The organism is Pseudomonas sp. Y39-6 (genome assembly GCF_023651955.1).
Taxonomy (GTDB): domain Bacteria; phylum Pseudomonadota; class Gammaproteobacteria; order Pseudomonadales; family Pseudomonadaceae; genus Aquipseudomonas; species Aquipseudomonas veronii.
The window spans coordinates 1,508,355-1,528,824 of record NZ_CP069594.1 but is presented as its reverse complement, the minus strand read 5'-3'; the positions used below and the strand labels follow the sequence as shown (position 1 = coordinate 1,528,824).

General features: G+C 61.6%; 19 protein-coding genes. 15 read left to right on the top strand and 4 right to left on the bottom strand.

From position 1 onward, the window contains the following. The first annotated feature begins 109 nt into the window (after positions 1 to 109). Positions 110 to 745, top strand: coding sequence for a DUF2515 family protein (locus tag JN756_RS06855; protein ID WP_232566332.1), 636 nt, complete (start codon positions 110 to 112; stop codon positions 743 to 745). Further along, positions 742 to 1,356, top strand: a complete 615-nt coding sequence (locus JN756_RS06850) for a hypothetical protein (protein WP_057005797.1) — start codon at positions 742 to 744, stop codon at positions 1,354 to 1,356. The genes JN756_RS06855 and JN756_RS06850 overlap by 4 nt, the downstream gene beginning before the upstream one ends. A gap of 53 nt (positions 1,357 to 1,409) precedes the next feature. Here JN756_RS06850 and JN756_RS06845 read toward each other — a convergent pair whose 3' ends face one another. Beyond that, complete coding sequence (locus JN756_RS06845) at positions 1,410 to 2,120, bottom strand: tellurite resistance TerB family protein (protein ID WP_017844685.1); 711 nt, start codon at positions 2,118 to 2,120, stop codon at positions 1,410 to 1,412. Positions 2,121 to 2,288: 168 nt separating this feature from the next. Here JN756_RS06845 and JN756_RS06840 point away from each other — a divergent pair, with 168 nt between their 5' ends. The 8 genes from JN756_RS06840 (at position 2,289) to JN756_RS06805 (ending at position 12,382) form a co-directional block, all read left to right on the top strand. Beyond that, complete coding sequence (locus JN756_RS06840; protein WP_017844684.1) at positions 2,289 to 3,200, top strand: LysR family transcriptional regulator; 912 nt, start codon at positions 2,289 to 2,291, stop codon at positions 3,198 to 3,200. Between the two features lie 132 nt (positions 3,201 to 3,332). Further along, positions 3,333 to 4,790 carry a gamma-aminobutyraldehyde dehydrogenase gene (locus tag JN756_RS06835; RefSeq protein ID WP_057005798.1) on the top strand — a complete coding sequence of 486 codons (1,458 nt, stop codon included), beginning with the start codon at positions 3,333 to 3,335 and terminating at the stop codon, positions 4,788 to 4,790. 73 nt (positions 4,791 to 4,863) lie between these two features. Next, positions 4,864 to 6,015 (top strand): putative ABC transporter substrate-binding protein YdcS, encoded by a 1,152-nt coding sequence (gene ydcS / locus JN756_RS06830; RefSeq protein ID WP_017844682.1) that lies wholly within the window; start codon positions 4,864 to 4,866, stop codon positions 6,013 to 6,015. Positions 6,016 to 6,135: 120 nt separating this feature from the next. Then, a complete protein-coding gene (locus JN756_RS06825; protein WP_057005799.1) occupies positions 6,136 to 7,170 on the top strand; it encodes an ABC transporter ATP-binding protein in 1,035 nt (344 codons plus the stop codon). 1 nt (position 7,171) lies between these two features. Continuing rightward, positions 7,172 to 8,095, top strand: coding sequence for an ABC transporter permease (locus JN756_RS06820; protein WP_169864426.1), 924 nt, complete (start codon positions 7,172 to 7,174; stop codon positions 8,093 to 8,095). Continuing rightward, complete coding sequence (locus JN756_RS06815; RefSeq protein ID WP_010563467.1) at positions 8,085 to 8,894, top strand: ABC transporter permease; 810 nt, start codon at positions 8,085 to 8,087, stop codon at positions 8,892 to 8,894. Before JN756_RS06820 ends, JN756_RS06815 begins: the two co-directional genes overlap by 11 nt. Before the next feature lie 82 nt (positions 8,895 to 8,976). Continuing rightward, entirely contained in the window at positions 8,977 to 10,401 is a 1,425-nt protein-coding gene (locus tag JN756_RS06810) for a gamma-aminobutyraldehyde dehydrogenase (RefSeq protein WP_017844679.1), read from the top strand. A 355-nt stretch (positions 10,402 to 10,756) separates the two neighbouring features. Then, positions 10,757 to 12,382, top strand: coding sequence for a glucan biosynthesis protein D (locus JN756_RS06805; RefSeq protein ID WP_201021949.1), 1,626 nt, complete (start codon positions 10,757 to 10,759; stop codon positions 12,380 to 12,382). A gap of 59 nt (positions 12,383 to 12,441) precedes the next feature. On the opposite strand, the gene JN756_RS06800 is transcribed toward JN756_RS06805, so the two are convergent. From JN756_RS06800 to JN756_RS06790, 3 genes are all read right to left on the bottom strand, one after another. Then, complete coding sequence (locus tag JN756_RS06800; protein ID WP_017844677.1) at positions 12,442 to 12,627, bottom strand: hypothetical protein; 186 nt, start codon at positions 12,625 to 12,627, stop codon at positions 12,442 to 12,444. Positions 12,628 to 12,898: 271 nt separating this feature from the next. Further along, the gene (locus tag JN756_RS06795) at positions 12,899 to 14,005 is read right to left on the bottom strand and encodes an NADH:flavin oxidoreductase/NADH oxidase (protein ID WP_046384500.1); all 1,107 of its coding nucleotides are present in this window, start codon (positions 14,003 to 14,005) and stop codon (positions 12,899 to 12,901) included. Between the two features lie 225 nt (positions 14,006 to 14,230). Then, positions 14,231 to 16,132, bottom strand: coding sequence for a potassium transporter Kup (locus tag JN756_RS06790; protein WP_057005801.1), 1,902 nt, complete (start codon positions 16,130 to 16,132; stop codon positions 14,231 to 14,233). A gap of 313 nt (positions 16,133 to 16,445) precedes the next feature. Between JN756_RS06790 and rimO the strand changes: the two genes are divergently transcribed. The 5 genes from rimO (at position 16,446) to tsaA (ending at position 20,386) form a co-directional block, all read left to right on the top strand. Continuing rightward, on the top strand, positions 16,446 to 17,786 hold the full coding sequence (gene rimO, locus JN756_RS06785; RefSeq protein ID WP_046384502.1) for a 30S ribosomal protein S12 methylthiotransferase RimO: 1,341 nt from the start codon (positions 16,446 to 16,448) through the stop codon (positions 17,784 to 17,786). Positions 17,787 to 17,901: 115 nt separating this feature from the next. Beyond that, positions 17,902 to 18,375 carry a GNAT family N-acetyltransferase gene (locus JN756_RS06780; protein ID WP_046384503.1) on the top strand — a complete coding sequence of 158 codons (474 nt, stop codon included), beginning with the start codon at positions 17,902 to 17,904 and terminating at the stop codon, positions 18,373 to 18,375. Positions 18,376 to 18,446: 71 nt separating this feature from the next. Beyond that, positions 18,447 to 19,157, top strand: a complete 711-nt coding sequence (locus JN756_RS06775; RefSeq protein WP_017844672.1) for an rRNA pseudouridine synthase — start codon at positions 18,447 to 18,449, stop codon at positions 19,155 to 19,157. A gap of 68 nt (positions 19,158 to 19,225) precedes the next feature. Continuing rightward, the gene (locus tag JN756_RS06770; protein ID WP_017844671.1) at positions 19,226 to 19,687 is read left to right on the top strand and encodes a YehS family protein; all 462 of its coding nucleotides are present in this window, start codon (positions 19,226 to 19,228) and stop codon (positions 19,685 to 19,687) included. 3 nt (positions 19,688 to 19,690) lie between these two features. Next, positions 19,691 to 20,386, top strand: a complete 696-nt coding sequence (gene tsaA / locus JN756_RS06765; protein ID WP_201021948.1) for a tRNA (N6-threonylcarbamoyladenosine(37)-N6)-methyltransferase TrmO — start codon at positions 19,691 to 19,693, stop codon at positions 20,384 to 20,386. The last annotated feature ends 84 nt before the right edge of the window (positions 20,387 to 20,470 follow it).

The window sequence follows — 20,470 nt, the reverse complement described above, 5'->3', positions numbered from 1 at the left end:
CACCCTTTTCACAGAACCAACCTACAAAAACCCGCGAAGCGTCCGACTACCAGGCTTTTCTCGCCGAGCCTAGCGTGCTAGTCCCTGCGAACAAAAGGACATCGCTGGCATGCGCCGCTATTTCATTACCCGAGGAGCCAAGACCACCGCTGGCGGGACCGTCGGCGGCGGTTTGAGGGGCTTTCGCATCACCAAAGTAGCCATCGCCCTTGAAGGTGAGGACCGGGGGTTGGGCTTGCTTGAGACCTGCTTGCGGTCGCGCCAGAACATTTATGAGGATGGACAGGATCGGGTGTTGTGGTCGGTGGGGCAGGAAAAGCTAAGGTTTGGGGGGGATTACCCGGAAATATTGCAGGCCTTCAAGGCGATTGACGATGGAGACATTGCCAAAAGTATTGAGCATCTGGCTGACCACGAACAACGAAACATTCTTCAACCGACCATGTACGGCGATCCAAAACTCGTGACCCTGCTACGTAGCAACCATCTTTCATACGTCACGGGCATACCGTCCGGGATCGCTCAGGCCATTGAACTGACACTGGCAAACCAATGCAGTCCCGCTGATGAAGGTCGGACCATTGATTTCAACAACAACCCCTTCGCCAATCTAGCCAATATCGATCAGCGTATGGCATTCGTGCTCAAGGCTGCAGCGCGGTTTCACACACTGCTGCGCAGTACTGAGCGGCATCGAATCGAACAGGCGCTAGACGATATCGCTGAAAACCGGGGTGTTCAATGAGCCGGCTCGCGAAGATAGGTTGGCGACGTGGCGGACCGGGACTGGTCGTTGCCGCATCACTCGTATGGATAGCGCTACGCCTGGGCGCGGAAGATCCGGAAATTGCGCTGATGCTAGGCGAGCCCTGGGAAGACATGCGTCAGCGTTCCAGCGCAAGCATTGGCCCAGCCGTTTCGGGAAATTATTGGGGAACAGTACCGAAATCTGATGCTCGCCTGCGTTTCATAGACCCTCAGTATGGGTTTATGAGCCCGCCTGCGCGTTTCTTCATGATTAGATATAAGGATATGCGAGTCGCAGATCTCAGCTTGTCTCCCCAAGTAGAGCCACTACTGCTCGACGACACCCTCAAGGTCGTACTGGACTTGCAGGAGCAATGGCGCAAGGCAGGCTGGGAACCCATTCGAGTTGCGTCCAACCCTCCGTTCGCCGATACCCCGGAATGGCGTGCCCGGCTGCGCAATGTGAACCGAGGCGGCACATCCTATTGGCGAGCGAGCGACAAGTATCAAGTGATGCTGGTGGTTGGGCGATTCAAGGACGATAGACGTCCCACAGAGGAGCGTTACCTCATGACGCTGCAACTGGCCGCGCCATGGGGCCCTCCTTAGCCGCCCCCGATAGACCTGTCACTCCTGATCGCGCCCATCCATGGGAACGATCCCTAAAGCGTCGCCTGGCGCACCTGTTTCTCCAATTCAACCTTCAAACCGGGCTCCAACTTGAGCTGTCGCGCCAGCTCATCCAGGTACGCCTTCTCCATAAAGTTCTCCTCATCCACCAGCATCACACTGGCGATGTACATCTCGGCGGCCATTTCCGGGGTGCCGGCGGCCCGCGCCACGTCGGCCGGGTCGAGGGGTTTGTTCAGCTCGCCGTGCAGCCAGCTTTGCAATTCACGGTCGTTATCCAGCTTGTTGAATTCACCTTCGATCAGCGCGCGCTCGCGCTCATCCACATGCCCGTCGGCCTTGGCCGCCGCCACCAATGCCTTGAGGATGCCCTGGCTGTGTTGCTCGACCTGGGCTGGCGGCAGGCGGTCGATGGTCTGCGGCTCGCCTTGGGGCGCGCTGGCCTGTTGCGCCTGCCAGTTGCCATAGGCTTTGTAGGCGATCACGCCCAATGCCGCCAACCCGCCATAGGTCAGGGCCTTGCCGCCGAATTTGCGCGCTTTTTTATTGCCCAGCAGCAGGCCCATGGCCCCAGCGGCCAGGGCCCCGCCACCAGCGCCGCCGAGCAAACTGCCGAGCCCGCCACTGCCGAGCAGGCCGCCGAGGGCGCCTTTGTCGTCGGATTTGCGCTGGCCGCCGGCCTTGTTCTGCAACATGTCCTGACCAGACTTGAGCAGTTGTTCGAGTAATCCACGGGTATTCATGCGTAGCCTCCAGACACCAGGGTTCATAAGACCAATAGACTCCCAGCGTAAAACTTAGCGCCAAAAAACCCCGATCTAGAGTGCTTCCAGATGTAACGCGGCTATCCTTCGGTTAAATCGATATACACTCGAGCAAATCGATAAAAACACCCCACTGGTAATTCCAGCATGATGACCTTGCGTCAGATCCGCCACTTCATCGCCGTGGCCGAGACCGGTTCGATCTCCGCCGCTGCGCAAACCGCGTTTATTTCGCAGTCGACCCTGACCCTGGCGATCCAGCAACTGGAGCAGGAAATCGGCGTCAACCTGTTCAACCGCCACGCCAAGGGCATGACCCTGACCCACCAGGGCCATCAGTTCCTGCGCCAGGCGCACTTGATCCTGGCCACTGTCGACAACGCCAAGCGCAGCCTGCAGCAGAGCACCGACCAGGTGGCCGGGCAATTGATCGTCGGCGTGACCAGCCTGGTGGCCGGTTATTACCTGGCCGACCTGCTCACCCGCTTCCAACGCGCCTACCCCAATGTGGAAATCCGCGTGATGGAGGATGAGCGCCCGTACATCGAGCATTTGCTGGTCAGCGGCGAGATCGATGTGGGCGTGTTGATCCTCTCCAACCTCGAAGACCGCCACGCCCTGCAGACCGAAGTACTCACCCACTCGCCCCACCGCCTGTGGCTGCCGGCGCAACATCCGCTGCTGGAGCACGACAGCATCAACCTGGCCGATGTGGCGCGTGAGCCGTTGATTCAGCTGAACGTCGACGAAATGGGCCACAACGCTCAACGCATGTGGGCCTCTGCCTGCCTGCAACCACACGTCACTTTGCGCACCGCCTCCACCGAAGCCGTGCGCAGCCTGGTGGCCGCCGGCCTGGGCGTGTCGATCCAGCCGGACATGACCTACCGCCCCTGGTCCCTGGAGGGCGACATTATCGAAGCGCGCCCCATCGCCGACCTCAGCCAGACCCTCGACGTCGGCCTCGCCTGGCGCCGTGGCACCGCGCGCCCGGCGCTGGTCGACCCGTTCCTGACCGTGGCGCGGGAACAGCCGCACCCGCGCAAGCCATCTATTTAATCGAATGCTGCATTCAGTATTTAGTATTTGTTGACCTCGCGCCTGACCTCTAGTCTCTGTGCATCCATAAGAGAAAGTCGGGCGCCTTGTAAGAGAACGCCCATGGCCACACAAGAAAAGAGATCGCGAAAAATGTCCGCTGCGCCCACCCCGCTGCTCACTGCGTTGCTGATCGACGGCGAACTGGTCCAGGGCCAGGGCTTTGTCGAACCGATTCTCAACCCAGCCACGGGCGAAGTGCTGACTCAGATCGCCGAAGCCAGCATCGAACAGGTCGAAACCGCGATCCTTGCCGCCCACCGCGCATTTGCCGGCTGGTCCCGCACCACGCCGCAGCAACGTTCGAACATTCTGCTGGGCATCGCCAATGCCATCGAGCACCAAGCCGACTACCTGGCCCGCCTCGAATCCCTGAACTGCGGCAAACCGTTGCACCTGGCCCGCCAGGATGACTTGAGCGCCACCGTCGATGTGTTCCGCTTCTTTGCCGGCGCCGTGCGCTGCCAGACCGGCCAGCTCAGCGGCGAATACCTGCCGGGCTACACCAGCATGGTGCGGCGTGACCCGATTGGCGTGGTGGCCTCGATTGCGCCGTGGAATTACCCGCTGATGATGGCCGCGTGGAAGATCGCTCCCGCCCTGGCCGCCGGTAATACCCTGGTGTTCAAGCCGTCGGAACACACGCCGCTGTCGATCCTCGCCCTCGCTCCAGCGCTCAACCAGTTGTTGCCGCGCGGGGTGATCAACATTGTGTGCGGCGGCGGCGAAGGCGTCGGCAGCCATCTGGTCAGCCACCCGAAGGTGCGGATGGTGTCGTTGACCGGCGATATCGTCACCGGACAAAAGATCCTGCAAGCCGCGTCGAAAACCCTTAAACGCACGCACCTGGAACTGGGCGGCAAGGCGCCAGTGATCGTGTGCAACGACGCCGACCTGCAAGCCGTGGTCGAAGGCGTGCGCGCCTACGGTTACTACAACGCCGGCCAGGACTGCACCGCCGCGTGCCGTATCTACGCCCAGGCGGGGATTCACGACAAATTGGTCGCCGACCTGGGCGCGGCGGTCAGCAGCCTGCGCTTTGCCGGCAAGCGCGATGCCGACAACGAACTCGGCCCGCTGATCAGCACGCGCCAGCGCGACCGCGTCGCCAGCTTTGTCGAACGCGCCCTCGGCCAGCCGCATATCGAACGCGTCACCGGCGCCGCCGTGCATTCCGGCGCGGGCTTCTTTTATCAGCCGACGTTGCTCGCCGGCTGTAAACAAAGTGATGAAATCGTCCAGCGCGAAGTGTTCGGCCCGGTGGTCACCGTGACCCGCTTCGACGAACTGGAACAAGCGGTGGACTGGGCCAACGACTCCGAATACGGCCTGGCCTCGTCGGTGTGGACGCAGAACCTGGACAAGGCCATGCAGGTCGCGGCGCGCCTGCAATACGGCTGCACCTGGATCAACAGTCATTTCATGCTGGTCAGCGAAATGCCCCACGGCGGCTTGAAGCGCTCCGGGTATGGCAAAGATCTGTCCAGCGATTCGCTACAGGACTACAGCGTGGTGCGGCACATCATGGCCCGCCACGGCCAGCACCTTTAAAACAACAACTAAGCTCAAGCGTCACCGGCTGCAAAAAACTGCCCCGACCATAATTAAAGAAGAGGGATTCCCCATGTCCGCGCATAAGACCGCACTGCTCAGTGCCCTGACCACCGCGCTGCTGGCCAGCGCCAGCCTGCAGGCCGCCGAACCGCTCAAAGCGGTAGGCGCCGGCGAAGGCCAGTTGGATATCGTCGCCTGGCCCGGCTATATCGAACGGGGCGAAAGCGACAAGGCTTACGACTGGGTCACAGGTTTCGAGAAGGAAACCGGCTGCAAGGTCAATGTGAAAACCGCCGCCACCTCTGACGAAATGGTCAGCTTGATGGCCAAGGGCGGTTACGACCTGGTCACCGCGTCAGGCGATGCGTCGCTGCGGTTGATCGTCGGCAAGCGGGTGCAGCCGATCAATACCGCGTTGATTCCCAACTGGAAGACTATCGACCCGCGCCTGAAAGACGCGCCGTGGTACGTGGTCGGCCAGCAAACCTACGGTACTCCGTACCAGTGGGGGCCGAACGTGCTGATGTACAACACCAACGTGTTCAAGACCGCGCCCACCAGCTGGAATGTGTTGTTCGAGGCGCAGAACCTGCCGGACGGCAAGCCGAACAAAGGCCGCGTGCAAGCCTACGACGGCCCGATCTACATCGCCGATGCGGCGCTGTACCTCAAGTCGACCAAGCCGGAGCTGGGCATCCAGAGCCCCTACGAACTGACCGAAACCCAGTACAAAGCCGTGCTCGACCTGTTGCGCGCACAGCAACCGTTGATCCACCGCTACTGGCACGACACCACCGTACAGATGAGTGACTTCAAGAACGAAGGCGTGGTCGCCTCCAGCGCCTGGCCGTATCAGGTCAACGGCCTGATCAACGAGAAGCAGCCGATTGCCTCGACCATTCCCAAGGAAGGCGCCACCGGCTGGGCCGACACCACCATGCTGCACAGCGAGGCCAAGCACCCGAACTGCGCCTACAAATGGATGGACTGGTCGCTGCAGCCGAAGGTCCAGGGCGATGTCGCCGCCTGGTTCGGCTCCCTGCCGGCGGTGCCGGCGGCCTGCACCGGCAGCGAATTGCTCGGCGCCGAGGGCTGCAAGACCAACGGCTTCGACCAGTTCGACAAGATCGCCTTCTGGAAAACCCCGCAGGCTGAGGGCGGCAAGTTCGTGCCGTACAGTCGCTGGACCCAGGATTACATTGCGATCATGGGCGGGCGCTAATCCCCCCTGTGGGAGGGGGCTTGCTCCCTCCCACATTGAGCACATTCACCGATGTTCTGTTTTTTCAGAAGTCCAGGCCGGGCCGCTGCGACGACCCGCGCCTTTTGGGAGCACCGCACCATGACGCTTGCAGTCCAATTCACCCACGTTTCCCGTCAGTTCGGCGAAGTGAAAGCCGTTGACCGGGTTTCCATCGATATCCAGGACGGCGAGTTCTTTTCCATGCTCGGCCCTTCCGGCTCGGGCAAGACCACCTGCCTGCGCCTGATCGCCGGGTTCGAGCAACCGAGCGCAGGCTCGATCCGGATTCATGGCGAGGAAGCCGCCGGCTTGCCGCCGTATCAGCGTGACGTCAACACGGTATTCCAGGATTACGCGCTGTTCCCCCACATGAATGTGCGCGACAACGTGGCCTACGGCCTGAAAGTCAAAGGCGTGGGCAAGACCGAGCGCCTCGACCGCGCCGAAGAAGCCCTGACCATGGTCGCCCTCGGCGGCTACGGCGAGCGCAAGCCGGTGCAGCTCTCCGGCGGCCAGCGCCAACGGGTCGCCCTGGCCCGCGCGCTGGTCAATCGCCCGCGCGTGTTGCTGCTGGATGAACCGCTGGGCGCCCTCGACCTCAAGCTGCGCGAACAGATGCAAAGCGAGCTGAAAAAGCTACAACGTCAGTTGGGCATCACGTTTATCTTCGTGACCCACGACCAGACCGAAGCGCTGTCGATGTCCGACCGCGTGGCCGTGTTCAACAAGGGCCGCATCGAACAGGTCGACACCCCGCGCAACCTCTATATGAAACCGGCCACCGCGTTCGTCGCCGAATTCGTCGGCACCTCCAATGTGATTCGCGGCGAGTTGGCCCAGCGCCTCAGCGGCAGCCCGCAGCCGTTCTCGATCCGCCCGGAGCACGTGCGCTTTGCCGAAGGCCCGCTGGCGGCCGACGAAGTGGAAATCAGCGGCCTGTTGCATGACATCCAGTACCAGGGCAGCGCCACCCGCTACGAACTGAAACTGGCGAACGGCCAGGCGTTGAACATCAGCCAGGCGAATAACCAGTGGCTGGACATCAGCAACGGCTATCAGGTCGGCCAGCCCATCACTGCACGCTGGGCGCGGGCCGCCATGACCACCCTGACCGACCACGCAGGCGAGGTGTGACATGAGCCTGACCCAAACGCCGATGCGCAGGTTTTCCAACCTGCTGTATCGCAGACCCAACCTCTACCTGGCAATGCTGCTGATACCGCCGCTGATCTGGTTCGGCGCGATCTACCTGGGCTCGTTGCTGACCTTGCTGTGGCAAGGCTTCTACACGTTCGACGACTTCACCATGGCGGTCACGCCGGACCTGACCCTGGCCAACTTCGCCGCGCTGTTCCAGCCATCGAACTTCGACATCATCCTGCGCACCCTGAGCATGGCGATTGTGGTGTCGCTCGCCAGCGCCATCGTCGCCTTCCCCATCGCCTATTACATGGCGCGCTACACCACGGGCAGGACCAAGGCGTTCTTCTATATCGCGGTGATGATGCCGATGTGGGCCAGCTACATCGTCAAGGCATATGCCTGGACCCTGCTGCTGGCCAAGGGCGGCGTAGCGCAATGGTTTGTGCAGCACCTGGGCCTGGAGCCGCTGTTGCAGTTCGTGCTGGGAATCCCCGGCGTGGGCGGCAGCACCTTGAGCACCTCGCACCTGGGGCGGTTCATGGTGTTCGTCTACATCTGGCTGCCGTTCATGATCCTGCCGATCCAGGCGTCGCTGGAGCGTTTGCCGCCGTCGTTGCTGCAAGCCTCGGCCGACCTGGGCGCCAAGCCGCGCCAGACCTTCATGCAGGTGATCCTGCCGCTGTCGGTGCCGGGGATTGCCGCCGGTTCGATCTTCACGTTTTCGCTGACCCTGGGCGACTTCATCGTGCCGCAGCTGGTCGGGCCGCCGGGTTACTTCGTCGGCGGCATGGTGTACGCCCAGCAAGGCGCCATCGGCAACATGCCCATGGCCGCGGCGTTCACCCTGGTGCCGATCGTGCTGATCGCGGTTTACCTGTCCATCGTCAAACGCCTGGGGGCCTTCGATGCACTCTGAGAAATCATCCATCGGCCTGAAGATCGCGGCCTGGGGCGGCTTGGTGTTTCTGCACTTCCCGATCCTGATCATCTTCCTGTACGCCTTCAACACCGAAGAGGCAGCGTTCAGCTTTCCACCCCAGGGCTTCACCCTGAGGTGGTTCAGCGTGGCGTTCGCCCGCCCGGACGTGCTCGAAGCGATCAAGCTGTCGCTGCAGATCGCGGCCATCGCCACCCTGATCGCCATGGTGCTCGGTACCCTCGCTTCAGCCGCGCTGTATCGCCGCGAGTTCTTCGGCAAGCAAGGCGTGTCGCTGATGCTGATCCTGCCGATCGCGCTGCCGGGGATCATCACCGGTATCGCCCTGCTGGCGACGTTCAAGACGCTGGGCATCGAGCCGGGGATGTTCACCATCATCGTCGGCCACGCGACCTTCTGCGTGGTGATCGTCTACAACAACGTCATCGCCCGCTTGCGCCGCACCTCCCACAGCCTGATCGAAGCCTCGATGGACCTGGGCGCCGACGGCTGGCAGACCTTCCGCTACATCATCATGCCCAACCTCGGCTCGGCGCTGCTGGCCGGCGGCATGCTGGCGTTTGCGCTGTCGTTCGACGAAATCATCGTCACCACCTTCACCGCCGGGCATGAGCGCACCTTGCCGCTGTGGCTGCTCAACCAGTTGAGTCGCCCACGGGATGTGCCGGTGACCAACGTGGTGGCGATGCTGGTGATGATCGTGACGATGTTCCCGATTCTGGGTGCCTATTACCTGACCCGCGGCGGTGAAAGCGTGGCAGGCAGTGGCGGTAAATAATGTGGGTATTGGAGAAGTGCCCCCCCACACTCAGAGCCGGTTTCTTCAGGGCAATAACAACAGTTTTTTGGAGGAGTGAACCATGCAAACCAAACTCTTGATCAACGGCCAACTGGTCAAAGGCGAAGGCCCGGCGCAGGCCGTATTCAACCCGGCGTTGGGCCGTGTGCTGGTGGAAATCAACGAAGCCAGCGAAGCCCAGGTCGACGCCGCCGTGCGGGCCGCCGATGCAGCGTTTGAAAGCTGGTCACAGACCACGCCCAAGGATCGCTCGCTGTTGCTGCTGAAACTGGCGGACGTGATCGAAGCCCACGGCGAAGAACTGGCCAAGCTGGAATCGGACAACTGCGGCAAACCCTACAGCGCCGCACTGAACGACGAGATCCCGGCGATTGCCGACGTGTTCCGCTTTTTTGCCGGTGCCAGCCGCTGCATGAGCGGCTCGGCCGGCGGTGAATACCTGCCGGGCCACACCTCGATGATCCGCCGCGATCCGGTGGGCGTGATCGCATCCATCGCCCCGTGGAACTACCCGCTGATGATGGTCGCCTGGAAAATCGCCCCAGCCCTGGCCGCCGGAAATACCGTGGTGCTCAAGCCGTCGGAACAAACCCCGCTGACCGCATTGCGCATGGTCGAACTGGCGTCGGAGATCTTCCCGGCCGGCGTGCTCAACCTGGTCTTCGGCCGTGGGCCCACCGTGGGCAGCCCGTTGGTGAACCACCCGAAAGTACGCATGGTGTCGCTGACCGGCTCCATCGCCACGGGCGCCAACATCATTTCCAACACCGCCGACCGCGTGAAGCGCATGCACATGGAACTGGGCGGCAAGGCGCCGGTGATCATCTTCAACGACGCGGACATCGACGCGGCGGTGGAAGGCATCCGCACCTTCGGTTTCTACAACGCCGGCCAGGATTGCACCGCGGCGTGCCGTATCTATGCCCAAGCGGAAATCTACGATGCGTTCGTCGAGAAGCTCGGCGCGGCAGTCGCCAGTATCAAGTACGGCTTGCAGGATGACCCGACCACCGAGCTGGGCCCGCTGATCACCGCGCAACACCGCGACCGCGTGGCCGGTTTCGTCGAACGTGCCGTGGCGCAGCCGCATATCCGCCTGGTCACCGGCGGCAAGGCGGTGGAAGGCAACGGCTTCTTCTTTGAGCCGACGGTTTTGGCCGATGCGCAGCAGGACGACGAAATCGTGCGCCGCGAGGTGTTCGGGCCGGTGGTGTCGGTGACCAAGTTCGCCGATGAGGCACAGGTGCTGGGCTGGGCCAACGATTCGGACTACGGTCTGGCGTCATCCGTATGGACCGCCGACGTGGGACGCGCCCATCGCTTGGCTGCGCGCTTGCAGTATGGCTGCACCTGGGTGAACACTCACTTCATGCTCGTCAGCGAAATGCCTCACGGCGGTCAGAAACTGTCGGGGTATGGCAAGGACATGTCCATGTACGGGCTGGAGGACTACACCACCGTGCGCCATGTGATGTTCAAGCACTGAACCTCGCCCTGATACCTTGACTGTAGGAGCAAGCTTGCTCGCGAAGAACGCCAACGATAATGCGGGGCATCCGATTAAACGCGGTGTCCAGGCGCCTGTCGCGAGCAAGCCCCCGCCTACATTGGATCTTCATAATTCCTGGGTAATGTGCTCACTCAAAGCCCGGAAATGTCTTGTCGCATTTGCCAAGCCATCATCCCGCCATCAATCATTTTTCCTACGCCATCGAACCGCTTAAGCTATGCGGCGTCTGTTTAATGTCCGTTGCGTTTGGCCGAAGGCATGTCCGAACCGTTATCTTTGATCCAGCACGCGCCAGGGCCGGCGCGGGATTTGCTCACGACAGGTTGTCTCTATGCACCGCAGGAATTTGCTTAAAGCGTCCATGGCCATTGCGGCTTACACCGGTTTATCGGCCAGCGGCCTGTTGGCTGCGCAAGCCTGGGCCGGGAACCGCGCCGCCGACGGCAAGGCCGTGGCGTTCGACTTCGAAACGCTGAAGACCCAGGCCAGGCAACTCGCCGGGACCGCGTATAAAGACACCAAACAGGTGCTGCCGCCCACCCTGGCGACCATGACCCCGCAAAATTTCAACGCCATCGGCTACGACGGCAAACACTCGCTGTGGAAGGAAGTGAACGGCCAGTTGGACGTGCAGTTTTTCCACGTCGGCATGGGCTTCAAGACGCCCGTTCGCATGCACGCCGTCGACCCCACGACCCGCGAGGCCCGCGAAGTGCATTTCCGCCCTTCGCTGTTCAACTATGAAAAAACCACGGTCGACACCCAACAACTGACCGGCGACCTGGGTTTCTCCGGCTTCAAGCTGTTCAAGGCGCCGGAACTGGATCGCCATGACGTGCTGTCGTTTCTCGGCGCCAGCTACTTCCGCGCGGTGGATTCCACGGGGCAATATGGCCTTTCCGCACGCGGCCTGGCGATCGATACCTACGCGAAAAAGCGCGAGGAATTCCCCGACTTCACGCAGTTCTGGTTCGAAACCCCGGATAAAAATGCCACGAGCTTTGTGGTCTACGCCCTGCTCGACTCGCCGAGCGCCACCGGCGCCTACCGTTTCGATATCGACTGCCAGGCCAACCAGGTGGTCATGGCAATCGACGCCCATATCAATGCGCGCACCGCCATCGAACAACTGGGCATCGCGCCGATGACCAGCATGTTCAGTTGCGGCACCCACGAGCGGCGCATGTGCGACACCATCCACCCGCAGATCCACGACTCGGACCGCCTGGCAATGTGGCGCGGCAACGGCGAGTGGATCTGCCGCCCGCTGAACAACCCGGCCAAGCTGCAATTCAATGCGTTCGCCGACACCGACCCGAAAGGCTTCGGCCTGGTGCAGACCGACCATGAATTCGCCAGCTACCAGGACACCGTCGACTGGTACAGCAAGCGCCCAAGCCTGTGGGTCGAACCGACCACCGCGTGGGGCGAAGGCTCGATCGACCTGCTGGAGATCCCGACCACCGGCGAGACCCTGGACAATATCGTGGCCTTCTGGACCCCGAAAAAACCGGTGGCCGCCGGTGATTCACTCAACTATGGCTACAAGTTGTACTGGAGCGCCCTGCCACCGGTGAGCACGCCGTTGGCGCAAGTCGACGCCACGCGTTCAGGCATGGGCGGCTTCACCGAAGGCTGGGCACCGGGCGAACATTACCCGCCAGTCTGGGCGCGGCGGTTTGCCGTGGACTTCAAGGGCGGCGGCCTGGATCGCCTGGCAGCCGGCACCGGGATCGAGCCGGTGGTGACCTGTTCCCACGGCGAGGTGAAAGACTTCAGCGTGCTGGTGCTCGACAGCATCAAGGGCTATCGCATCCTCTTCGACTGGTACCCGACCAGCGACAGCGTGGAGCCAGTGGAACTGCGCCTGTTTATCCGCACGCAGGACCGCACCTTGAGTGAAACCTGGTTGTATCAGTACTTCCCGCCGGCACCGGAGCAGCGTAAATACACCTGACACCGTGACCGACCATGTGAGCGCGGGCTTGCCCGCCCCCACATGGGGTCACAGCCCGCTCAGAACCGCGACACACTCTTCATCGCCCCAATCAAATAGCGCATCGCCACCTGATCGTTCTCGGTCAGGGCGCGATACTGTGCGAGCAATTCAGCTTCATCGGAACTCAACCTTCGGGCACGCAAGGACACCCTGCGGGTCAGAAAAGACGCCACCACACCCGCTACACCATAGGACTTGGCCATGGACTGTTTCTCCTGATATCGATCAAAAACTCCGTGTGCCCATTACCCGCCTGCCGTGAAGCGCAATGCCTCGGTAGACAAACCGACTGGCTCCCTGGGCCAGAAATCAGGCGTACTCTAAGCGTAGAAACAATCTCATGACGTGTGGGATTTTTTTAGAGTATTCACTTAAATAATTGGGTCAGGAATAAATACCTACAGCCCTATCCCACAGCTCCTGGCAAAAAAAACCCACCGGATAAGGGTGGGTTTTGTTGGAACCTAAGAAGGCTCAATCCCTGAGATCAGACTCATGAATCGGCTGCTCCCGATGGGTCGCCCGCTGGTACTGGGCCGGCCAGGTCGCCTTGTGCCCGCCCAGGTCATCGTCGGCATGCAATGGCCAATACGGGTCACGCAGCAGCTCGCGGGCGAGGAAGATGATGTCGGCCTGGCAGGTGCGCAGGATGTGTTCGGCCTGGGCCGGCTCGGTAATCATGCCCACGGTGCCGGTAGCGATGCCCGACTCTTTGCGCACACGCTCGGCAAACCGCGTCTGGTAGCCGGGGCCGATGGGGATCTCGGCGTTGGCGGCGGTGCCGCCGGAGGACACGTCGATCAGGTCGACTCCCAAAGCTTTCAGGCGACGTGCCAGTTCCACGGTTTCATCGGGGTTCCAGCCGTCCTCCACCCAATCGGTGGCTGACACCCGCACAAACAGCGGCAGGTCTTGCGGCCAGACTTCGCGCACCGCTTCGGTGACTTGCAGCACCAGGCGGATACGGTTTTCAAAGGTGCCGCCGTACTGGTCCTGACGCTGATTGCTGATGGGCGAGAGGAATTGATGCAGCAGGTAACCGTGAGCGGCGTGGATCTCCACCACTTTGAAACCGGCGGTCAACGCGCGCTTGGCGGCGGCGACGAAGTCGGCGATCACTTGCTCGATCTGCGCCTCGTCCAGCGACCTGGGCTGCGTATGGTTCGGGTCAAAGGCAATCGGCGAGGGCCCCACCGGCACCCAGCCGCCGTCTTGCGGCTTGAGGCTGCCGTGTTTGCCGATCCACGGCCGATGGGTGCTGGCCTTGCGCCCGGCGTGAGCCAGTTGAATCCCGGCCACGGCGCCCTGGGCAGTGATAAAGCGCGTGATGCGTTGCAGCGGGGCGATCTGTGCGTCGTTCCACAGGCCCAGGTCTTCGGCGGTGATACGGCCCTCGGCAGTCACGGCGGTGGCTTCGGTGAAAATCAGCCCCGCCCCGCCGACAGCGCGGCTGCCGAGGTGGACCAGGTGCCAGTCGTTGGCCAGGCCATCGACGCTGGAGTACTGGCACATCGGCGACACGGCAATGCGATTGAGCAGGGTCAATTGGCGCAGGGTATACGGTTCGAGCAACTGACTCATGGCGCACCTCTTCTTGGCTTTTTGGGCACTTCTGTAGGAGCGCGCTTGCTCGCGAAAGCCTCATGGGCGCCGCGTTTATCCAGGATCGACGCGTTACCGTTAAGGTTTTTCGCGGGCAAGCCCGCTCCTACACAACAGTGCTTAGAGCCTAGTCGACAACGGGGGATTGCACAGGGTTCAGAAGACAAAGCGGGAGCCGATTGCCGGCTCCCGTCCAACAACCGCTTACATTTCGACCTGGGTGCCCAGCTCGATCACCCGGTTGACCGGGAGTTTGAAGAACCGCAGGTTGCCGTTGGCATTCTTCAACATGAACGCGAACAAGCCTTCGCGCCAACGGGCCATGCCTTTGATGCGCGAGGCGATGACCGTTTCGCGGCTGAGGAAGTACGTGGTACGCATCGGGCTGAAATCCAGATCATCGAGGTGGCACAGCTTCAGCGCTTCGGGCACGTCCGGCTCATCGGTGAAACCGAAGTGCAGGATCACGCGGAAGAACCCTTCGCCGTAGGCATCCACCTCGAAGCGCCGTGCGGCGGGAACGCGGGGAATGTCTTCGTAGACCACCGTCAGCAACACCACTTGCTCGTGCAACACTTGGTTATGCAGCAGGTTATGCAACAGCGCATGGGGCACCGCGTCGGGCCGCGCGGTGAGGAACACCGCGGTGCCCTGCACGCGATGGGGCGGCTGCACGCGGATACTGCTGATAAAGATCGGCAGCGGCAGGCCGCCCTCGTCGAGGCGGTCCATCAGCAGTTCCTTGCCGCGTTTCCACGTCGTCATCAGGATAAACAGCACAATCCCCGCCAATACCGGGAATGCACCGCCCTGGACGATTTTCGGCACGTTGGCGGCGAAGAACAGCCCGTCGACCAACAGGAAACCGATCAGCACCGGAATCGCCAACACCGGTGGCCATTTCCACAGCAACAGCATCACTGCCGACACCAGGATGCTGGTGATCAGCATGGTGCCGGTCACCGCCACGCCGTAGGCCGAAGCCAGCGCGTTGGACGACTCGAAGCCCAGCACCAGCAGGATCACGCCGACCATCAGCGACCAATTCACCGCGCCGATATAGATCTGGCCCTGTTCGGCGCTGGACGTATGCTGAATGTGCATGCGCGGGATGTAACCCAGTTGGATCGCCTGACGGGTCAGGGAGAACGCGCCGGAAATCACCGCCTGGGACGCAATCACTGTGGCCAGGGTAGACAACACCACCAACGGAATCAGCGCCCAGCTCGGTGCGAGCAGGTAGAACGGGTTACGCGCCGCTTCGGGGTTTTCCAGCAGCAACGCACCTTGGCCGAAATAGTTGAGCACTAGCGCCGGCAGCACCAGGGCGAACCAGGCACGCGCAATGGGTTTACGCCCGAAGTGGCCCATGTCGGCGTACAGCGCTTCGGCACCGGTCAATGCCAGCACCACGGCGCCGAGAATCGCCACACCCATGCCAGGGTGGACCATGAAGAAACGCACACCCCACACCGGGTTCAATGCGTTGAGCACTTCCGGATGCTGGCTGATGCCATGCACGCCCAGGCCCGCCAGCACCAGGAACCACAACACCATGACCGGCCCGAACAGCTTGCCGATACGGTCGGTGCCATGTTTCTGGATCAGGAACAGCCCCACCAGCACCACCAGCGACAGCGGTACGACCCAGCGTTCAAGCCCTTCGAAGGCCAGTTCCAGGCCTTCTACCGCCGAGAGCACCGAGATTGCCGGGGTGATCATGCTGTCGCCGTAAAACAGCGCAGCGCCGATCAACCCGAGAATCACCAGCACCGAACGCAGCTTCGGATACGGCGACGCCGCTCGCCGCGCCAACGCAGTGAGGGCCATGATCCCGCCCTCGCCCTGGTTATCGGCGCGCAGGATGAACAACACGTACTTGATCGAAACGACCCAGATCAGCGACCAGAAGATCAGCGCCAGTATCCCCAACACACCATCATGGTTGACCTGAACCCCATACCCTCCACCGAACACCTCTTTAAGGGTATAGAGCGGGCTGGTCCCGATATCGCCATAAACCACCCCGACCGCTGCCACCAGCATGCCAATCGGCTTGGCATTGGAATGCTCGGCACCCGCTGCCTGACTACTTGCCTGACCCATCAACCACTCCTGCCCTATGACCTGAGGTCTCTTATAAACAACGCATCTAAGCTGACCTTAGCATGCGCTGTTTTACTTCTCGTAACAGACGTTTTGTTGACCCAAGGATTTCACCCGTTCGCAACGGCGCGAAGCATAGCGCAGCACTCGTCGTATTTCCCTGCATAAAGCTGGTCAAGTGCGTTGCCCGTCGCTAGAATTGCGCACTTTTTGATCAGAGGCACAAAAGCATGCTCTTTTACGAGCGCGCTAAGTGCCCGTCTACCGCCTTGTCGTGCCCGACTGGCGGCGTCATTCAATACCGAGGTTAGACATGTCCACCACCATCGCAAAAGCCAACCCCAAGGTCGGCTTTGTTTCCCTGGGCTGCCCGAAGGCTCTGGTCGACTCCGAACGCATCCTGACGCAACTGCGCATGGAAGGTTATGACGTCGTGTCCACTTACCAGGACGCGGACGTGGTGGTGGTCAACACCTGCGGCTTCATCGACTCGGCCAAGGCGGAATCCCTGGAAGTGATCGGCGAGGCCATCAAGGAAAACGGCAAGGTCATCGTCACCGGCTGCATGGGCGTGGAAGAAGGCAATATCCGCAACGTACACCCGAGCGTGCTGGCCGTGACCGGTCCGCAGCAGTACGAGCAGGTGGTCAACGCCGTGCATCAAGTGGTGCCGCCGCGCCAGGACCACAACCCGCTGATCGACCTGGTGCCGCCGCAAGGCATCAAGCTGACCCCGCGCCACTACGCGTACCTGAAGATTTCCGAAGGCTGCAACCACAGTTGCAGCTTCTGCATCATCCCGTCGATGCGCGGCAAGCTGGTCAGCCGCCCGGTGGGCGATGTGCTGGACGAAGCCCAGCGCCTGGTCAAATCTGGCGTTAAAGAGCTGCTGGTGATCTCCCAGGACACCAGCGCCTACGGCGTCGACGTGAAATACCGCACCGGCTTCTGGAACGGTGCGCCGGTGAAAACCCGCATGACCGAGCTGTGCGAAGCCCTCAGCAGCCTGGGCGTGTGGGTGCGCCTGCATTACGTGTACCCGTACCCGCACGTGGACGAGTTGATCCCGTTGATGGCCGCCGGCAAGATCCTGCCGTACCTGGACATCCCGTTCCAGCACGCCAGCCCGAAAGTGCTCAAGGCCATGAAACGCCCGGCCTTCGAAGACAAGACCCTGGCGCGCATCAAGAACTGGCGCGAGATCTGCCCGGAACTGATCATCCGTTCGACCTTCATCGTCGGCTTCCCGGGCGAAACCGAAGAAGACTTCCAGTACCTGCTCGACTGGCTGACCGAAGCCCAACTGGACCGCGTCGGCTGCTTCCAGTACTCGCCGGTCGAAGGCGCCCCGGCCAACCTGCTGGACCTGGCCGTAGTACCGGATGACGTCAAGCAAGACCGTTGGGAGCGCTTCATGGCGCACCAGCAGGCGATCAGCTCGGCGCGCCTGCAACTGCGCATCGGCAAGGAAATCGAAGTGCTGATCGACGAAGTCGACGAGCAAGGCGCCGTAGGCCGCTGCTTCTTCGACGCCCCGGAAATCGACGGTAACGTATTTATCGACGATGCCAGCGGTTTGAAGCCGGGTGACAAGGTCTGGTGCACCGTGACCGATGCCGACGAATACGACCTGTGGGCCGAAAAGCGCGACTGATCGCATCAGGCGCGGATAAAAAAGTGAAAAAGCCCTGCTTCTGGACAAGATGCGGGGCTTTTTTAGGTCTATCGTTTTGCCCATCGACACCGAACATCCACAAAGGGCAGCGGGCATGCGTCAGCATTCGGTTATCCACACCCCAAAAACCAGCGACTACGCCGAGTTGGCGCGGATCTGGGAGGCGTCGGTGCGCGCCACCCATGACTTTCTGCCGGACAGCTACATCACGCTGCTGAAAAACCTGGTGCTGACCCGCTACCTCGATGCGGTGATGCTGATCTGCACCAAGGACACGCGCCAGCGCATCACCGGGTTCGCCGGGGTGGCCGCGGGCAAGGTCGAGATGCTGTTCATCGACCCGCAGCACCGTGGCCAGGGCCTCGGCCGGCAATTGCTGCGTTACGCGATCGAGCGCATGAACGCCGATGAGCTGGACGTCAACGAACAGAACCCGCAGGCGCTGGGCTTTTACTTCAAGCAAGGCTTTGAAGTCATCGGCCGCACGGAGCATGATGGCCTGGGGCAGCCTTATCCGCTGCTGCACATGCGTTTGCGCCAGGTGCAGCAAGAGGCGCGTCGGGGCTAAATGAAATGGGGCCGGGATTAACCGCGCCCACACAGGTACAATAGCGGCCCCCTTTTGCTACGGCCCTTGTCATGACTGACCCCATACGCCTCTCCAAACGCCTTATCGAACTGGTCGGTTGCTCCCGTCGGGAGGCTGAGCTGTTTATCGAAGGCGGCTGGGTCTCGGTGGACGGTGAAGTGATCGACGAGCCACAGTTCAAGGTCACCACTCAGAAGGTCGAACTGGACCCCGAGGCCAAGGCCACCGCGCCAGAGCCTGTGACCATCCTGCTGCACGCGCCGGTGGGCGTGGATGCCGAGACGGCAATGGCGTCGATCAGCGCCGAAACGCTGTCGGAAGAACACCGCTTCAGCAAGCGCCCGCTCAAGGGTCACTTCCTGCGCCTGACCGCCAGCGCTGACCTGCAAGCCAAGGCCAGCGGCCTGCTGGTGTTCACCCAGGATTGGAAGATTCTGCGCAAACTGACCGCCGATGCCGCCAAGATCGAGCAGGAATACGTGGTGGAGGTCGAAGGTGACATGGTTGCTCACGGCCTGAACCGCCTCAACCATGGCCTGACCTACAAAGGCAAAGAGCTGCCACCGGTGAAAGCCAGCTGGCAGAACGAAAACCGCCTGCGCTTTGCGATGAAAAACCCGCAACCGGGGGTGATCGCCTTGTTCTGCGAAGCTGTCGGCTTGAAAGTCATCGCCATCCGTCGTATCCGCATCGGCGGCGTGTCCATCGGCAAGGTGCCGGTCGGCCAATGGCGTTACCTGTCCGGCAAAGAGAAGTTCTGAGCCACTCCCCCTTTTTCGACACCGCCTGCGTGGGCGGTGTCCACCGTTGAAAACCAGGATTGCCCACCATGATTCACAACGACGTACTGCGCAGCGTGCGCTACATGCTCGACATCAGCGACAACAAGATGGTCGAGCTGATCAAACTCGGCGGCATGGACGTGACCAAGGAAGACCTGCTGACTTACCTCAAGAAAGACGAGGAAGAAGGCTTTGTGTTCTGCCCGGACGAGGTCATGGCGCACTTCCTTGACGGCCTGGTGATTTTCAAGCGCGGCAAGGACGACAGCCGTCCGCCGCAACCGATCGAAACCCCGGTGACCAACAACATCATCCTCAAGAAGCTGCGCGTGGCCTTCGAACTGAAGGAAGACGACATGCACGCCATCCTCAAGGCTGCCGAGTTCCCGGTGTCCAAGCCTGAGCTGAGCGCGCTGTTCCGCAAGTTCGGTCACACCAATTACCGCACCTGCGGCGACCAGTTGCTGCGCAACTTCCTCAAGGGCCTGACCCTGCGGGTTCGCGCGTAAGCCATGAGTTACCAGGTCTCTCCCGTCGGCTTCGTGCGCTCCTGCTTCAAGGAGAAGTTCGCCATCCCGCGCCAACCGCAACTGGCGCCTGCCGCCCGCGGCGTGCTGGAGCTGGTCGCGCCGTTCGACCACGGCGAGGCGGTGCAGGGCCTGGAGCAGGTCAGCCATGTGTGGCTGCTGTTTCTGTTCCACCGGGCCCTGGAAGACAAACCCCGCCTGAAAGTGCGCCCGCCCCGTCTGGGCGGCAATAAGTCCATGGGCGTGTTTGCCACCCGTGCGACCCATCGGCCCAACGGGATTGGCCAGTCGGTGGTGAAGCTGGACAAGGTCGAACCGGGCCGGTTGTGGATCTCCGGGATCGATCTGCTCGATGGCACGCCGGTGCTGGATATCAAGCCGTATGTGCCGTATGCCGACATTGTCGACAACGCCGCCAACGGCATCGCCAATGGCACGCCGCCACTGATTCCCGTGCAGTGGCTGAAGACGGCTCTGCACCAGGCGCAAGACCACGCTCAGCGCCTTGCTGAACCGCTGGTGGCGTTGATCGAACAGTGTTTGGCGCAAGACCCGCGGCCGGCCTATCAAACGCCCGGGCCCGAGCGGGAATATGGCGCGCAGTTCTGGGACGTGGATGTGCGCTGGCACTATCCCGAGGCGGGCGTCATCTGTGTGCTGGAAGTGATTGCAGCTAAATAAACCAAAAACCAATGTGGGAGGGAGCTTGCTCCCGATAGCGGCGGGTCAGTCACCGGATGCATTGACTGACACTCAGCAATCGGG

What these genes read in the sequence shown, in the direction of transcription:
- JN756_RS06855 (WP_232566332.1), top strand. Translation starts at nt 110, where the DNA reads ATGCGCCGCTATTTCATTACCCGAGGAGCCAAGACCACCGCTGGCGGG.
- JN756_RS06850 (WP_057005797.1), top strand. Translation starts at nt 742, where the DNA reads ATGAGCCGGCTCGCGAAGATAGGTTGGCGACGTGGCGGACCGGGACTG.
- JN756_RS06845 (WP_017844685.1), bottom strand. Translation starts at nt 2,120, where the DNA reads ATGAATACCCGTGGATTACTCGAACAACTGCTCAAGTCTGGTCAGGAC.
- JN756_RS06840 (WP_017844684.1), top strand. Translation starts at nt 2,289, where the DNA reads ATGATGACCTTGCGTCAGATCCGCCACTTCATCGCCGTGGCCGAGACC.
- JN756_RS06835 (WP_057005798.1), top strand. Translation starts at nt 3,333, where the DNA reads ATGTCCGCTGCGCCCACCCCGCTGCTCACTGCGTTGCTGATCGACGGC.
- ydcS (WP_017844682.1), top strand. Translation starts at nt 4,864, where the DNA reads ATGTCCGCGCATAAGACCGCACTGCTCAGTGCCCTGACCACCGCGCTG.
- JN756_RS06825 (WP_057005799.1), top strand. Translation starts at nt 6,136, where the DNA reads ATGACGCTTGCAGTCCAATTCACCCACGTTTCCCGTCAGTTCGGCGAA.
- JN756_RS06820 (WP_169864426.1), top strand. Translation starts at nt 7,172, where the DNA reads ATGAGCCTGACCCAAACGCCGATGCGCAGGTTTTCCAACCTGCTGTAT.
- JN756_RS06815 (WP_010563467.1), top strand. Translation starts at nt 8,085, where the DNA reads ATGCACTCTGAGAAATCATCCATCGGCCTGAAGATCGCGGCCTGGGGC.
- JN756_RS06810 (WP_017844679.1), top strand. Translation starts at nt 8,977, where the DNA reads ATGCAAACCAAACTCTTGATCAACGGCCAACTGGTCAAAGGCGAAGGC.
- JN756_RS06805 (WP_201021949.1), top strand. Translation starts at nt 10,757, where the DNA reads ATGCACCGCAGGAATTTGCTTAAAGCGTCCATGGCCATTGCGGCTTAC.
- JN756_RS06800 (WP_017844677.1), bottom strand. Translation starts at nt 12,627, where the DNA reads ATGGCCAAGTCCTATGGTGTAGCGGGTGTGGTGGCGTCTTTTCTGACC.
- JN756_RS06795 (WP_046384500.1), bottom strand. Translation starts at nt 14,005, where the DNA reads ATGAGTCAGTTGCTCGAACCGTATACCCTGCGCCAATTGACCCTGCTC.
- JN756_RS06790 (WP_057005801.1), bottom strand. Translation starts at nt 16,132, where the DNA reads ATGGGTCAGGCAAGTAGTCAGGCAGCGGGTGCCGAGCATTCCAATGCC.
- rimO (WP_046384502.1), top strand. Translation starts at nt 16,446, where the DNA reads ATGTCCACCACCATCGCAAAAGCCAACCCCAAGGTCGGCTTTGTTTCC.
- JN756_RS06780 (WP_046384503.1), top strand. Translation starts at nt 17,902, where the DNA reads ATGCGTCAGCATTCGGTTATCCACACCCCAAAAACCAGCGACTACGCC.
- JN756_RS06775 (WP_017844672.1), top strand. Translation starts at nt 18,447, where the DNA reads ATGACTGACCCCATACGCCTCTCCAAACGCCTTATCGAACTGGTCGGT.
- JN756_RS06770 (WP_017844671.1), top strand. Translation starts at nt 19,226, where the DNA reads ATGATTCACAACGACGTACTGCGCAGCGTGCGCTACATGCTCGACATC.
- tsaA (WP_201021948.1), top strand. Translation starts at nt 19,691, where the DNA reads ATGAGTTACCAGGTCTCTCCCGTCGGCTTCGTGCGCTCCTGCTTCAAG.